Here is a 15,505-nt window from a genome sequence, read left to right on the forward strand (position 1 = left end):
TTTTTTCCAATTGTAATAAAGTCTGTCGTGAATATAGATACGGTAATAGGGATCTGCGACATGTGTCGCAGATATTACGTTACAAGAAATCAGCGTAAGAGAGTGTCAAAACTAATAACAAATGCTGAAAATTACTCTGAGCATAAGTTGACCAGGCTTAGATAAATTACGAATTGCATTGCATAAACAAGATTGCGATAAAAAATTTATAAGGAGAATAAATTTATGGAAAAAGTCGACTCAATTGAATTAGTTCATTACTCGGAAGAGCATTTAGAAATACTTAATAATTTTGAACTTCCAGAAGAACAAATTCTATTTACTGCTCTCCCTAAAGAGGTTTTAAATATTACGGAAGGACAGTATCCAATAGTTATTCTTAGCGAAGAAGTGCCAGTGGGATTTTTTTTATTGCATTCGACAGATAGAGTGAAAAACTACACAATTAATCCTAATGCAATGTTATTAACTACGTTATCTACTGATCACAAACAACAAGGAAAGGGATATGCAAAAACGGGTATGCTCAAATTATCTCATTTGATTAGAAATGAATTTATATTTTGTGATGAAGTTATTTTGGCTGTAAATCATAAAAATGTCGTAGCTCAAAATCTATACTTGAATGTTAGTTTCATTGATACGGGTGAGAGAAGGATAGGATCGAATGGGGAACAAATTGTAATGAGTTTGAAAATCAAGTGAATAGGATCACTTATTTATACATAGTACATATGTACAAAATACGGGTTTTGTGAATAAGTAGTATGATTTGAAAGGATCCTCTAACCAAATCCTTACTTTTAGGCCTATTTTCTCTTTATAGCTATCTATCATCTTTTGATCATAAATACTTCTTTCTTCTCTTCAAATATTAATAATATTCAATTCATCTGTTTCAATAATAATCTTCAACATTTCAAATTTCTTCTTGAACATAACTCATGAACTTAAACTCTATAAAGAATTACTATTGTAAGTCTCTTTCAGAATTCTACTTTTAATGTCATTAACTATTATAGGGATTTCATTACCTATTTAAACCTACTTATTATATGTCACACACCTCCAAATTTAGTTCGAGTCGCTCTTTAATATGTTGCAGCACCCATTGGATGATTTCATAGATGCTGCTGCAGATGTTGATTTCATTTCGATGTTGATTTCATTTCGTTGATTTCTCAATATCATTTGGATATTTTTTGAAATAATGCTGTCCATAATCCGGATATACCAAAACATTCATTTGGCTGTTCTAGATCCTGCATTCTACGAATTTCAACAACTTCAAAATCTTTGAAAATCAATGTTAATTTTTCAGGAGTATAGCCAAGTCCACCTTTTAGACTACGGTCACGATACACTTCCCAATCCGTCATAACGGATCCACCTTGAATACCATTTTCAATAAAACAGGTAATACCAAAAAATCCACCAGGTTTTAAAGCTTGATTTAGCAAGTTCACATAATCCATTCTTCGATGTGGAGCAGTATGGTGAAAGCATCCGGAATCGTATATTACATCGTATCCTGCATTCTGAATTTCCATTTCAAAAATATTTTTCAAACAAAAATTGATACGGACTCCCTGTTCTTTAGCTCTATCTATCCCCCACTGTAAAGCTTCTTGGGATGAATCTACGGCATCAACATCATACCCTTGCTTGGCAAAATATATAGCATTTCTACCCGGTCCACAACCTAAGTCTAGGACCCTTCCTCCTGATGAGAGTATATTATGCTTAAAATATTGGACCAGGTTTTCATCCGGAGCATTGACGAAAAAGGGAATTGGCTTATCTCTTTCAGAATAGAACGTATTCCAATTAAATTTAGATTGTTCCTTTAATAAGGAATCAAGCATCTTAAGGATATCCTCATTAGAATGAATCATCTCCGTCATAACTCTACCTCCTCCTTCATCAATGTAAACATACAGTGAAGCTTGGATATGACAATGCTAATCTCTCTAATTGTTGCGTAATGGTATCTCTGTCAAAGCCTTTACCGAATAATTCAGGGTCAGGTTTAAAAGTTATACTGGTACCCCTTAATTGTGTAACGCCGACAGTTATTAGATCGGATTGTGGTATACCATGTTTATAATCTTGGCGATAGATATAACCTTCTCTTTGGACCTCAACAGCGAGACTGTAGGTAAGAGCGTTGACGATCGCAATACTTATCCCTTTTTCCGCACCAGGTACTTGGTACGGGGCTTCACTGTTAAATCTTTCGATATCCGTTAATACCGTTTGAACCGTTGATTTATTACTGTTTTCAAATGCTTTTACAGGTATACCTCTACCATTATCGCTAACGGTTGCACCACCATTCGGATGTAAGAAAATATGGACCTCATTGGCATAACCGGCAACGTGTTCGATAACTGAATTCTCTACTACTGCCCACAACAGCAAATTAGCATCATAGCCATCCTTGGCTTTATTTCCTAGGTATGATCCTGCTGAATTTCTTACCTCAACCATATCTAAATAATCGCTAGTGTCTAACATATCTACCACAGCTGATAACAACAAAATGAGAGGTAATTTGCGATGATCAGGTAATGTATAGCGTCCACTTGTGTCCTGAGTCAACAAATCAGCACCTTGTAATGCCTTTAAATGATGATATAACTGCCCAGTAGTTCCTAGACTTAACTTCTCGACGATTTCGGTGCCAGTAAGGGATTCGATAAGAATGGATGTTATGATATCAAGACGCGGTTTACTGCCTAGAGCGGAAAGTATTTTCGAAATTTTCTCGGTGCCAATACTAAGTAACTGCTTTAATTCTCTTTCTTTTGGTTCCCAACGTAATATTTGTCCATTGGATTGATACTGACCTGCGTAATAAACGTAACCCGATGAACCCTCATCATGACCTGCATGAACTTCATTCATCTCGTCAGAGAACCCGACATAGGGACGACCGGTCCCAATACTACGAACAAGTTTTTCAAGTTCTGTCATCTGTGATTTCAAAGCGTTAATCTCCATACGCCAATCTTCATCACTCACCATTTCAGCCTCCAATATTTACGTAATTACGTATTATTTATTTACATAATTACTATACCAATATTCCTGCCATGTGTAAACAATTACCATAAATGCAACTGCAATATTCCCCACCAACCATGAATCATTCTGAATCGATTTTATGATCTTAGAGTCTCTTTTTACAAAAATATACGCCAAGCGTATGATGTCTACGGCTTGGCGTTTCCCATTAAACAATATCTAATTTTTAGTTATATCATTGGAATAGAAAACGCAGCAGATAACCTGATAGTATAGTTCTAAATCGCAGCTTCCTTTTTAGCTAATTTACAACCTCCTTTTATACACCCTCATCGCAAAGAAGTAGGCTATGAGCATAATCCCAATGCACCATGCAAGCGCGACCCATATTTCATTGCCCACCGGCTGACCAGATAGCAACGCACGGATGGCTTCCACGATCGAGGTTACTGGCTGGTTATTGGCAAAGGCGCGAACGATCGATGGCATTGATTCGGTAGGCACAAATGCGGAACTGATGAACGGTAGGAAGATAAGCGGATAGGAAAACGCGCTTGCACCTTCTACCGATTTAGCGGATAGTCCAGCAATCGCTGCGATCCAAGTCAAAGCCAGTGTAAATAGTACGAGTATACCGGCTACAGCAAGCCAAGGCAGTACCCCCGCCGACGAGCGAAAGCCCATTATGAGCGCTACAAGAATGATTACGACGACCGATATAATATTGGATACTACCGAGGTCAGGACATGCCCCCACAGCACAGCGGAACGTGAGATCGGCATGGTGTGGAACCGCTCAAGGATGCCCCGTTGCTTATCCAGAAATAGGCGGTAAGCTGTATAGGATATTCCGCTTGCAATCGCAATCAGCAGGATACCGGGCAACAGGTAGTTCACATAGTTATCTGTACCGGTTTGGATAGCACCGCCAAACACATAGACGAATAGTAGCATCATTGCAATCGGAGTGATGCAGACCGTGACGATGGTGTCCATACTGCGGAAAATATGACGCATGGAACGTCCGAGCATAACACCCATATCGCTGAAAAAGTGGTTCTTTGCTGTCTCCATTTACATAGCCTCCTTTTTGCCGATGATTGAGAGGAAAATCTCTTCCAATGTCGGCTGTTTTTCAACATATTCCACCTTTGCAGATGGGAACAGCTTTTTTAGATCCGCGAGCGTACCACTTGCGATAATTCTACCCTCATGCAGAATAGCAATTCGGTCGGCTAGCTGCTCAGCCTCCTCCAAATACTGCGTGGTCAGGAATACCGTCGTTCCACCGTCGGCAAGCTCCTTGACAATCTTCCAAGTCTCAATGCGAGCCTCGGGGTCAAGCCCAGTGGTTGGCTCGTCGAGGAAAATAAGCTGCGGTTTCCCTACAAGACTCAAGGCGATGTCAAGCCTGCGGCGCATACCGCCCGAATAAGTAGACGCCCTACGATCGGCAGCGTCAGTCAGGCCGAAGCGTTTAAGCAAGTCGTCCGCAACCTGACGTGGATTGTTGAGGTGTCGCAGTTTGGCAATCATGATCAGATTTTCTCGTCCGGTCAGCATTTCGTCCACTGCGGCAAATTGCCCGGTCAGGCTGATCGCCTGACGTACACGGTCGGGCTGTAACGCAACATCGAATCCGTTTACAGTGGCAGTTCCGCTGTCTTGTCTGAGCAGCGTGGTGAGGATTTTGACAACTGTTGTCTTGCCCGCCCCGTTGGAGCCGAGCAGTGCGAAAATACTACCCTTTTCCACCTCGAAATCTACGCCTTTTAGGACTTGTAGCTGTTTGTAGGATTTTTGCAACCCGTTCACCTGAATGGCTATGTTTTTCATATTCATTCCTCCTCATATTGGATTTAAATAACAGTAACCCCCGACAAATCGGCACCCATGCCTTTAAGAGAGGCATATGTCAACTTATCCATCATCGCTCCGTCAAAGCAGACGGTTTTGATGACACGGTAATACTTTTTAGACCACGAAGATGTCGGAAAAGACACGTTCTTGAGTGTCGCACCCTTAAACGAAACTTCATTCAATGCGGATTTGTCAAACTTAACACCGATAAAGGTTTGCCCGTCAAAACACAGCCCTCCCAGAGCGGAAGAATTGAACTCCACGCCGTCAAAGATACAGTTTTCAAAGATTGTTTTACTGAGTAAGGTTGTGTTCAATTTGACGTCGGTCAGTTTTACACCTATGAATTTTGCACCGTCTAGCATCGACGAGCTGAAGTTGGTGCGTACAAGAATCGATTTATGGAAGCTTGCATTCGAAAGATCAAGACCGGACAGGCTGCAATCTGTCAGATTCGCGCCATCAAAGTTTGCTTCGCGAACATCGCTGCTCGCAAACGTGCTGCCGGTCAAATCAGCACCCGAAAAGTCTGAACCATGAAGTGCACTCCCTTTAAACTGTCCTTTATGGGCCGTAACGCCTGCAAAGTCGCTCTTAGCTAGATTGCTTCCGATAAAGTTCGTCACCACCTGCCGCTCCAGCGAGCGGGAAAGGTTGGCGACTTCCTGTACCGTTTGCTCAATGTCGCCGATGCTGTCAATGGTCATCTCAAAGGCGGTTTCATCATCCTTGCCCTCGGCCTTGAGTTCATTAAAGCGCTCCTGCAAATCGGAATGCAAGTCAGTCTTCAATTCGGTGACGCTCTTTACCCCATCGTAAGGTGCGAAAACACCGTTCAAATAGTTGGTTAATTTCTCATTCATAGCTTCAACTCTCCTTATAATAAGTCTTCAAGCACGCGCTTAGCGTATTCCCAGTTGCTTTTGTTACGAGCGTAAGCAGTCTTTCCCTTTTCGGTAATTCTGAAATATTTACGCCGTCCACCCTGAGACTCATCGCCCCAATACCACTCGATATCACCATCCGCCTCAAGCCGTCGGACGCTAGAGTACATCGTGGCTTCCTTCAACTCATACTCGCCACCAGAACGCTCGGCAATCAGCTTGACAATCTCGTACCCGTAGCGATCTGATTCGGATAAGAGCCGTAAAATCATCGTATCGGTATGTCCTCGAAGCAGGTCGGATGTAATTTTGTTGTCGCTCATGTAATCACCCCCGCATTCACATGATACGACACATTACTGTGACTGTCAAGGTAGTATATTAATTATATTACTTTTATGTTCCTACTTCGAATTTAATTTTATAACTTCATCACTGGAACGACCCAAATAAAGTAGGCAACCAAATGTGAATACGGTGGCCTACTCTACACAATTTATTATATTTATTCATCTTTAATGACACTTCACTTGGTATACATAACCTTCCTTAATCGTTAGTAAGATTCACCTTCACATACGCAACTTCTATTCCGTTTACGAGTAGAGAAATTCGATGTTCGCCAGGATAATGACGACGTGTGGTTAGGTCCTTCCAACTATGCTTCCGTAACGCCTTGAGATGTGTTCCACCAGCTACTGTTTTGTCAGATAAAAGGAATGATTTGCGTGATGTATGTCCCTTAGACTTTACGAAGTCGATTGCGTATTCGATACGAATATGTGCTGCTGGTTCACCTTCCTGGACGCGAAGTTCATAGCGTAACTCACTTATCTCGCCGATAGTTAGCACACTTGGTTCTACTGACAATGAGGCATGCGTTGTAATGGATTTGCTACCTGCTGTAGGTTCTGCATATCCGAACAACGACATAATCTCAGGATTAGCCTTACGGATTAACGTTCGACAGCCATGTCTCACGATCCAATCGGTATCTGGATGATACCCTTTCCAGCGTCGAGCAATATCTATCACGACTGAAGGGTTATCCTTCACGATATCATTTAGGTTGTTTGCGACACTTTTGCGTACATACAATGATGAATCAGCCTTCAGTAACTCCAATACAGGGAGAATTGGTGCCGGTTCACGCTTAAACATCGGAAGTGCTTGTCCCCATGGCAGGCGTGGCCGGCATCCCTCAGAAGCAAGTCTCCGAACATGTTCATCTGAATGATCCGCCCACGTTAGCATTTGACACATCATTCGCTCGGGATCACTTATAAGAAATGACCTCACGGCAAATTCAGCGGATGACTTTTGTGTAAATCGCTCTAGTGCCTTCATTGAAATTTCCCAATCTTCTTCTTTCTGTCCATATACCTCAACAAAATCGGGGAAGAACAAATACGGAAATCCAATACAACTCTCATCAATTGCGTACAGTATATCCAGTGCCTCTTCGTAAGAATCCGGCAGATATTGCCCAAGCGTTACGGTGATTCGTCTCATCCGAGCTTTTAGTTCAAGTGCGTGCCATGTATCGTCTATAGCAGTTGCCACAAACCCCTCTGTTTCAAAATCACCATAAACAGTGCGTATTTTCTCTCCAAATCCACGTAGAAATTCTTCATTGTACATATCCTTCAACGGTTCTGCCACTATTTTTCTCCTTGTTGCCATCTGTCATGTTAAAAACATAACATACCGAACTAGACATCTATATGTCTTGTATAATCAGATTAAAAAAAGAAACCTCCATAATTACAAGGTTTCTTCGTTTTGAGACGTATTCTTTTGCCCAGTGTAATTCATCATCCTCCCAAATAGGACATTTCAGGTTTGTTAACATGGCTAATGGTATTAGATAACCGTTCCTCTGAATAGTGATCATCTCGTTTGCTCCACACCTTGCTAATTAGCTCCATCAATTGCTCATCACTAAAGCCCTCTCTCAGCGGTGTCCGAAGATCAGTGCCTTTAGATCCGAATAAACAAGTGAATAGGCGTCCTTCAGCAGATAAACGAGCTCGTGTACAAGTCGAACAGAAAGCTTGAGTTACTGAAGAAATAAGGCCAATCTCTGTATCCGTTCCTACATAACGGTAACGGCTGGCGACTTCTCCATAATAATTAGGTTCAATCGGTTCCAGTGGCATGACTGCATGGATTTGATCAATTATGAATTGATTAGGTACGACTTGATCAAGTTTCCAACCGTTACTATTTCCTACATCCATATATTCGATGAACCGCAGCGTGTGACCTTTTTCTTTGAAGTATTGCGCCATCGGGATAATATCGCTATCATTGGTTCCTTTTTTGACAACCATATTGATCTTAACAGACATACCCGCGCTAGATGCAGCATCTATCCCTTCGAGAATGGGTTTCACTTGGTATCCAACACCATTCATTGCCGCAAATCTATCATGATCTAAACTATCTAAGCTTACCGAGACTCTGTGTAGTCCTGATTCATAAAGGTTCCCTGCTAGCTTAGATAATAAGGACCCATTCGTAGTTAAGGCAATATCTTTGACTCCATCTATCTCGTTAATCATAGATACAAGCTTCGGAATATCTTTTCTAAGCAGTGGTTCTCCTCCGGTAATACGAATTTTCTCCACACCCAGTTGCGTAAAGATGCTAGTTAATCGAGTCAGTTCTTCAAACGTAAGCAATTGCTCATGATCTAAAAATGCATAACCTGAACCAAAAATTTCTGCTGGCATGCAGTATCTGCAACGAAAATTACAACGATCCGTCACCGATATTCTTAAGTCTCGAAGTGGCCTTTGGAGCCGATCCTTAACAGTAATATGCTGGTTCATGTAATATGGCCTCCTCTCCAAGGTGCCTATCCTTCTTTTCTCTATTGTGAGTATTATATCATGTTAGTTTCTTTTTTTATAACGAGATCTTGATCGGTATTGTAATGGCGCTCGTGCTGGGTAACGCGCAGGAAAGGAAAACATATGCACCAACATCGTAAAGGGAATTGACGCGAACAATAGAAAGGCAACAATAATGTGTATTTGGAAAAGGAGCGGAACTTCACTCATCAATTGGTATTCTGGCTGAAAGATGAACAAGCTCCTAAACCATGGACCTATCGTAGTTCGATACTCGTAGGAGGACACGGTGGTGTTATAAATTAGAGTCATATATGTTCCCATCCCAGCAATGATTAGAAGCATGATCACTGCGAAGTAATCGGCAAAACTGGCATGCATGCGAACACGGTTGTTCGTTATTTTCCGAATGAGTAGGAAAATAAGTCCTGCAACAACCATTAAGCCAGCTAGTCCGCCACCTATTATCGCGAACAGGTGATAGAGCTCATCAGATACACCAAGGGCTTGATACACACCGCGGGGGATTAACACTCCCATGACATGACCACCAAAAGCAAATATAATTCCCCAATGGAACATCCTTGAACCGATTCGCAGCCACTTTTTCTCAAAAATCTCTGTGGATGGTGCAGTCCAAGTCATCTGGCGAAAGGCGAATTTGTACAGTAGCCCTACGATCATAATGGCTAAAGTGATATATGGAAAAATGACCCACCAAAAGATATCGGCCATGATAAAGCTCCTTTCATTGACACATTTTCATGTTAGACATAGGATTATTAGGGTTATCCGTTTTGGCCATACCATCCATACCATACAAGATAGGATAAGGCATATCCTCTATATCTGTATGTTCCCTCGATTGCTCCAGCTTCTGTATGTCTTCGGCTGTGGGTTCCCCTAGTACATCACTAACAATTAACTTGTAGGTTGGTGCATAAGGATGATCCTGAGGTAGATTCTTCGCAATCCGATGGGATGCGACGGAGAGGCGAAGCTGAATCGCCTTTAAATGAACATTCTCAGGAGCAACAGCAATTAATTCATAGAGAGCTGGCATATAATCAGCCAACTCTCCAGCAGCTAATTCGAATCCAGCATCAGCGATGATGTGTTGTAGAAGAATGAGGGCCGCTCCTCGATCTCTACTGTCTCCAAGTTCATGTGCCGTTAAGTAAAGTCCTGTACTTTCCGTCCAATCAAATGTCGTTACATATGCTTCTCTAAGCGCTTGGAGAGATAATGTATACAGAGGTTCTAAAGCTTCCAGCAACCGATCTTTGACATCTTCCTGCTGAATTTCATCATGGATCATTTGAAGTAGATCGTCCTTTTCGTCAAAGAAGGAATCGTCTGGGTATCCGACAACTCGCGATACAATGGCTAAGATCAAGCGTTGTTCTTCATTCAAAGGTTACACCCCTCTCTTAAATGGATTAGTGACCAAACCTTCAGGTGGTGCAATGCCCTCGATGCTACAAGCGCCCTGCTTATAATGTAGGTTGTCATCCATTTCTCTTCTTCCAGTTGGAATAACGAACCGTTCATTATATTTAGCAACCGCAAATAAACGGGCCATATCTTCAATGTCTTCGACACTCATACCGGATTCTTCTAGTAACTTGCTGTGCTCAAGTTCATCCATTCCCCCAACGGATTTTTGCCGCATATGCACACGCATGGCCGTCATCTTCAATAAGACTTGACGAATAACTTGGGTATCTCCAGCTGATAACAATGAGGCTAGATATTCCATAGGAATGCGCATTTGATCGACTGCCGGAATATAATGGTCCGTTTGAAGTTCATCTTCTTCGATATGATTCATAATCGGGCTTAACGGTGGCACATACCATACCATCGGAAGTGTCCGATATTCGGGATGTAGCGGGAGTGCAACTTTCCATTTCATAGCTAATTTATATACAGGTGATTGTTGTGCTGCTTCGATCCAGGGATCAGTAATACCAGCTTGTCTTGCAGCTTCGATTACTTTGGGATCGAAGGGATCCTGGAATACAGATAGCTGAGATTCATATAAATCTTTCGGATCTTCCACAGAGGCTGCACTTTTCACTTTATCTGCATCGTAGAGAACGACTCCGATATAGCGAATGCGCCCTACACATGTTTCAGAACATATCGTTGCTAGACCTGCTTCCGTCCGAGGATAACAGAAATTACATTTCTCAGCTTTATGGGTGTTCCAGTTGTAATACACCTTATGATAAGGACAACCATTCATACAGAAACGCCAACCACGACAAGCATCTTGATCTACAAGAACGATACCGTCCTCATCACGTTTATAAAGAGCTCCTGATGGACAGGACGCGACGCAAGATGGATTCAAGCAATGCTCACAAATTCGTGGCAAGTACATCATGAATGTCTTCTCGTATTCCATCGCGATATGTTCATGAAGATTCTTAATATTGGGGTCAAGCGGTACAATTTCACTACCGCCTGCTAAGTCATCGTCCCAGTTCGGGCCCCATGTCGGTTTATCAATAAACTCTCCTGTAATCATCGATTTAGGACGAGCAACAGGAAGGTTCTTCTTTTTTGGACTATTAATTAAATGTTCATAATCATAAGTCCACGGTTCGTAGAAATTATCCAATTGTGCCATGTCAGGATTGTAGAAGAGATTCGCTAACTTCGTAATCGGTCCCCCTGCGCGAAGAGTTAGTTTACCATTACGTAGTACCCAGCCCCCCTTATACTTTTGAGTATCTTCCCATTGCTTCGGGTAACCAGGTCCAGGACGTGTCTCCACATTGTTAAACCACATATATTCTGCTCCGGGTCTATTGGTCCAAGTATTCTTACAGGTGACAGAGCAAGTATGACAACCTATACATTTGTCGAGGTTCATCACCATAGCGACTTGTGCTTTAATCCTCAAGCCAGTCTACCTCCTTCAGTGGTCTGATAATCGTAATGGTATCTCTCTGATTACCTGTAGGCCCATAATAATTAAACCCATAACTAAGTTGTGAATATCCACCAATCATATGCGTTGGTTTCACCGTAATTCTGGTCACACTGTTATGCGTACCGCCTCGCTTCTTATTGATCGCAGTACCGGGAACACCCATGGTTCGATCCTGTGCATGATACATATAAGCAATACCTTCGGGTATGCGATAAGTGGTAACCGCTCTTGCTACGACAACACCATTGCGGTTGTATAATTCGATCCAATCATTATCTTTGATGTCAATCGAAGCTGCATCTTTCTCATTCATCCAGACAACCTGCCAGCCTCGAAATAGTGTAGACATTTGGTTGGTTTCCGTGAACATGGTATGAATTCCCCATTTCTGATGAGGAGTCAAATATCTTATAGCAATTGATTTACCCGTGTTTGGTACTTCGGTTTCTCCTCGGAGGAAAGGTACATGTTCCAAAGGTGGTAAATATAGTGGAAGAGCTTCACCGAAGTCCAACATCATCTCGTGATCTAGATAGAAACTTTGTCTACCCGTTAATGTTCTCCAAGGAATACCATATTCCGTGTTGAGTGTAAATGGAGAATATCGCCGATTATCCTTTTCTAATCCACTCCATACGGGGGTAGATATGGCGTGACGTGGCTGAACCGTTATATCTTGGAGTGTATAAGCTTCTTCTTCGCGTGGCTCTGCAATTTCGGTTAATTTCTTACCCGTCTTTGCCTCCATAGACTTCCATCCTTCAACAGCTCTTTGACCATTCGTGGCACCGGACATGAGTAGAATCGCTTCGATCGCCTGTTTATCCGTATACAAATTAGGATATCCTTTACCAACCCCATCATTTCTTGAGACACCCAACTGTTCAACAAGTTGACCATATACCTTCTCGCCAGGAATGGTAACACCTTTGACGGTATATCCGTTCTTGATGTTCGGACCGATTGTAATCATCTTCTGATAGACGTTTGGATAATCCCGCTGGACAATTTGAAACGTTGGCATCGTTTTTCCTGGAATAGCAGGCGTTTCACCTTTGCGCCAATCCTTTATTTTACCGTTTACTTGTGCTATTTCATTAGGTGTATCATGTGCGAGTGGTGACATGACGACATCCTCTGTTGCGGGTAGATGCTTCTCAGCCATTTCAGTGAATACCTTGGCAATTTCTCGGAAAGTATCCCAATCACTTTTCGCCTGCCATGGAGGAGATATGGCTGGGTTAAAGGGATGAACGAATGGATGCATATCCGTGCTACTCAGATCGAATTTTTCATACCATGTCGCAGCAGGTAATACGATATCCGAGAAGAGTCCAGAACTCGTCATGCGGAAATCCATGCTTACGAAGAGATCTGTTTTCCCTTCTGGCGGAACCTCATCCGTGTGGACATCTTTCGGTTTCCATGAATGTGTCGTATCCGTCATGACTTGGTTATCGGCACCAATTAAATGTTTGGCGAAATATTCATGACCTTTTCCACTGTCACCTAAGAGATTAGAACGCCAGTTAAAGAAGACACGTGGAAAATTGCGCGGGTCATTTGGATGCTCAATAGCCCATTGTATTTCATCCTTCGCAGCCTGATTCGCAATATATTGGGTGGCTTCCTCATCCGTCTTCGCACCATTCTCTCTTGCTTCACGTACGAGATCGATCGAGTTCTGTGAGAATTGAGGGAATGACGGTAACCAACCTAACCGCACTGACATCGCATTGACATCAGCAGGATGCATATGGTTATAACGTCCACCCCATGGTGTCTGTTCTTCCTCATTAACATGTGCTTCGTAACGGAACTGTTCGGTTGCGAAGTAGAAAAATGATGTACCATTCATTAATCTTGATGGTTTAGTCCAATCCCCAGCAAAAGCCACCTGTTGCCAGCCTTCGAGTGGTCGAACCTTCTCTTGTCCAACATAATGGGCCCAACCACCACCATTGACACCTTGTGATCCAGTCAACAGAACCAGATTTAGAATAGAACGGTAAATTTGATCACTGTGGTACCAGTGATTCGTTCCTCCACCCATGGCAATCATGGATTTCCCACCTGTTTTGGCCGCATTCTCGGCAAACTCTCTAGCAACCTGAATAACATGTGCCTTCTTTACACCAGTGATACCTTCTTGCCAAGCAGGTGTGTATGGTTTGACGTCATTATAATCGATTGGATAATCTCCGATTAAGTCTCGGTTTACACCTACATGAGCCAACATTAAATCGTACACAGTAGCTACCTTAAGAATTTCACCTGATTCACTTTGAATATATTTAACTGGAACGCCACGTTGGACGATCTCTCCCTCTTGTTCAGCGAAATATGGGAAATCTACCAACAGGACTTCTTGCGAAGCATCAATAAATGTTAATTCAGGTTGAATAACCGTACCATCATCTTTTTCTAGATCAAGATTCCAATTACTTCCGTTATCCCAGCGAAAACCCTGACTTCCGTTAGGAACATAAGGTGCTTCTGTTACCGAGTCCCACACAAGTGTTTTCCACTCTGCTAAATCCAGATCATCATTAAGATCGGAGGCGCGTAAGAAACGATCTGAACGAATGCTTCCGTTTTCCTCCTTAAGAAGAACTAAGAAGGGGAGATCGGTAAACTTTTTGACATAATCCTGAAAGTAAGGGGTCTGCTGATCTACATAGAATTCCTTAAGAACGACATGGGTCATAGCCATCGCTAATGCTCCATCCGTTCCTGCTTTTGCCGGAAGCCAAATATCAGCGAATTTCTCATATTCCGCATAGTCAGGGCTGACACCTACTACTTTTGTTCCGTTATAACGTGCCTCTACCATGAAATGGGCATCCGGTGTACGCGTTTGAGGTAAATTGGTTCCCCATATGATGAAATACTTAGCATTATACCAGTCCCCACTCTCAGGAACGTCGGTCTGTTCTCCCCATATTTGCGGTGAAGCAGGTGGTAAATCGGCATACCAATCATAGAAACTCAGAATGGTACCCCCGATCAGTGATAAAAAGCGTGTACCTGCAGCATAACTCACCATGGACATAGCAGGGATTGGACTGAATCCAACAATACGGTCAGGGCCATATTTCTTGATCGTATGAATGCTAGACGCGGCAATGATCTGACACGCTTCTTCCCAACTTGCTCTCACAAGTCCTCCTCTACCTCTAGCCTTCACATAAAGCTCTCTCTTACTAGGATTGTTCACAATATTCGACCAAGCTGTTACGGGATCATGACCTTGTTTCATTTCAGATCTCCATAATTCCAAGAGATCTCCACGGATGTAGGGATATTTCACTCTTATAGGACTGTAGGTATACCAAGAAAAGCTGGCACCACGTGGACAGCCACGGGGTTCATACTCGGGGAAGTTAGGGCCTGTTGTTGGATAATCCGTTTGTTGAGTTTCCCAAGTGATAATGCCATCTTTCACAAAAACCTTCCAGCTGCAGGATCCCGTACAGTTAACACCATGAGTTGAGCGAACAACTTTATCATGTTGCCAACGTCCACGATAAAGATCTTCCCATTCTCTTGGTTTAACGGTCTCCTCAGACCAGCCGTCGTTAAATTTCTCTCCACGTTTTAGATGCTTTAAGGATTGCAGTAATTTATTCTGTTTGCTGCTCACTTATTTCACCCTTTCATCGAAGTAATTCCCATAGGATTGAAACGTTCACCTACTAGCTTATTAGCCTGATCATCCTGATACAGTTCCTCCAGAAAGACATTCCATTCAGGGGCGTTACAAGCTACAATGATAAGTCTTTGCAACTGATTAAGGTCTTGTATACTATCGACTTTTTGTGCGATTTGTAATGGGATTTCACCAAACCGCATATCAAGAATGGCGTTCAAATCCTCTCGATCTAAATCAAGATACTGTTCATCATGTGTTATAGACATACGTTACCCCTCCTTCAATC

Annotated in this window: 14 protein-coding genes; 1 reads left to right on the forward strand and 13 read right to left on the reverse strand. The window is 42.4% G+C overall.

Features of this window, described 5'->3' with window-relative positions; genetic code table 11:
* Positions 1 to 225 precede the first annotated feature (225 nt).
* Positions 226 to 705: a GNAT family N-acetyltransferase gene (locus tag AC1D69_RS17385; protein WP_495457410.1), complete on the forward strand. Its 480-nt coding sequence runs from the start codon at positions 226 to 228 to the stop codon at positions 703 to 705.
* A 482-nt stretch (positions 706 to 1,187) separates the two neighbouring features.
* On the opposite strand, the gene AC1D69_RS17390 is transcribed toward AC1D69_RS17385, so the two are convergent.
* The 13 genes from AC1D69_RS17390 to AC1D69_RS17450 all read right to left on the reverse strand — a co-directional run bounded on the left by AC1D69_RS17390 (position 1,188) and on the right by AC1D69_RS17450 (position 15,485).
* Positions 1,188 to 1,904, reverse strand: coding sequence for a class I SAM-dependent methyltransferase (locus AC1D69_RS17390; RefSeq protein ID WP_495457411.1), 717 nt, complete (start codon positions 1,902 to 1,904; stop codon positions 1,188 to 1,190).
* A 19-nt stretch (positions 1,905 to 1,923) separates the two neighbouring features.
* On the reverse strand, positions 1,924 to 3,027 hold the full coding sequence (locus AC1D69_RS17395; protein ID WP_495457412.1) for an ArsR family transcriptional regulator: 1,104 nt from the start codon (positions 3,025 to 3,027) through the stop codon (positions 1,924 to 1,926).
* Positions 3,028 to 3,333: 306 nt separating this feature from the next.
* Positions 3,334 to 4,101, reverse strand: coding sequence for an ABC transporter permease (locus AC1D69_RS17400; RefSeq protein WP_495457413.1), 768 nt, complete (start codon positions 4,099 to 4,101; stop codon positions 3,334 to 3,336).
* Positions 4,102 to 4,863, reverse strand: a complete 762-nt coding sequence (locus AC1D69_RS17405) for an ABC transporter ATP-binding protein (RefSeq protein ID WP_495457414.1) — start codon at positions 4,861 to 4,863, stop codon at positions 4,102 to 4,104.
* Positions 4,864 to 4,886: 23 nt separating this feature from the next.
* On the reverse strand, positions 4,887 to 5,750 hold the full coding sequence (locus tag AC1D69_RS17410; RefSeq protein ID WP_495457415.1) for a pentapeptide repeat-containing protein: 864 nt from the start codon (positions 5,748 to 5,750) through the stop codon (positions 4,887 to 4,889).
* A 14-nt stretch (positions 5,751 to 5,764) separates the two neighbouring features.
* Positions 5,765 to 6,094, reverse strand: a complete 330-nt coding sequence (locus AC1D69_RS17415) for a PadR family transcriptional regulator (protein ID WP_495457416.1) — start codon at positions 6,092 to 6,094, stop codon at positions 5,765 to 5,767.
* A 226-nt stretch (positions 6,095 to 6,320) separates the two neighbouring features.
* Positions 6,321 to 7,433, reverse strand: coding sequence for a DNA alkylation repair protein (locus tag AC1D69_RS17420; RefSeq protein WP_495457417.1), 1,113 nt, complete (start codon positions 7,431 to 7,433; stop codon positions 6,321 to 6,323).
* Between the two features lie 152 nt (positions 7,434 to 7,585).
* A complete protein-coding gene (moaA, locus tag AC1D69_RS17425; protein ID WP_495457418.1) occupies positions 7,586 to 8,605 on the reverse strand; it encodes a GTP 3',8-cyclase MoaA in 1,020 nt (339 codons plus the stop codon).
* 63 nt (positions 8,606 to 8,668) lie between these two features.
* Positions 8,669 to 9,361, reverse strand: coding sequence for a respiratory nitrate reductase subunit gamma (narI, locus tag AC1D69_RS17430; RefSeq protein WP_495457419.1), 693 nt, complete (start codon positions 9,359 to 9,361; stop codon positions 8,669 to 8,671).
* A gap of 13 nt (positions 9,362 to 9,374) precedes the next feature.
* Positions 9,375 to 10,040 (reverse strand): nitrate reductase molybdenum cofactor assembly chaperone, encoded by a 666-nt coding sequence (gene narJ / locus AC1D69_RS17435; protein ID WP_495457420.1) that lies wholly within the window; start codon positions 10,038 to 10,040, stop codon positions 9,375 to 9,377.
* Positions 10,041 to 10,043: 3 nt separating this feature from the next.
* Complete coding sequence (narH, locus tag AC1D69_RS17440) at positions 10,044 to 11,537, reverse strand: nitrate reductase subunit beta (RefSeq protein WP_495457421.1); 1,494 nt, start codon at positions 11,535 to 11,537, stop codon at positions 10,044 to 10,046.
* Positions 11,527 to 15,210, reverse strand: coding sequence for a nitrate reductase subunit alpha (locus tag AC1D69_RS17445; RefSeq protein ID WP_495457422.1), 3,684 nt, complete (start codon positions 15,208 to 15,210; stop codon positions 11,527 to 11,529). The genes narH and AC1D69_RS17445 overlap by 11 nt, the downstream gene beginning before the upstream one ends.
* A 5-nt stretch (positions 15,211 to 15,215) precedes the next feature.
* Positions 15,216 to 15,485 carry a hypothetical protein gene (locus tag AC1D69_RS17450; RefSeq protein WP_495457423.1) on the reverse strand — a complete coding sequence of 90 codons (270 nt, stop codon included), beginning with the start codon at positions 15,483 to 15,485 and terminating at the stop codon, positions 15,216 to 15,218.
* Between the last annotated feature and the right edge of the window lie 20 nt (positions 15,486 to 15,505).

The organism is Paenibacillus sp. Y301 (assembly GCF_059445505.1).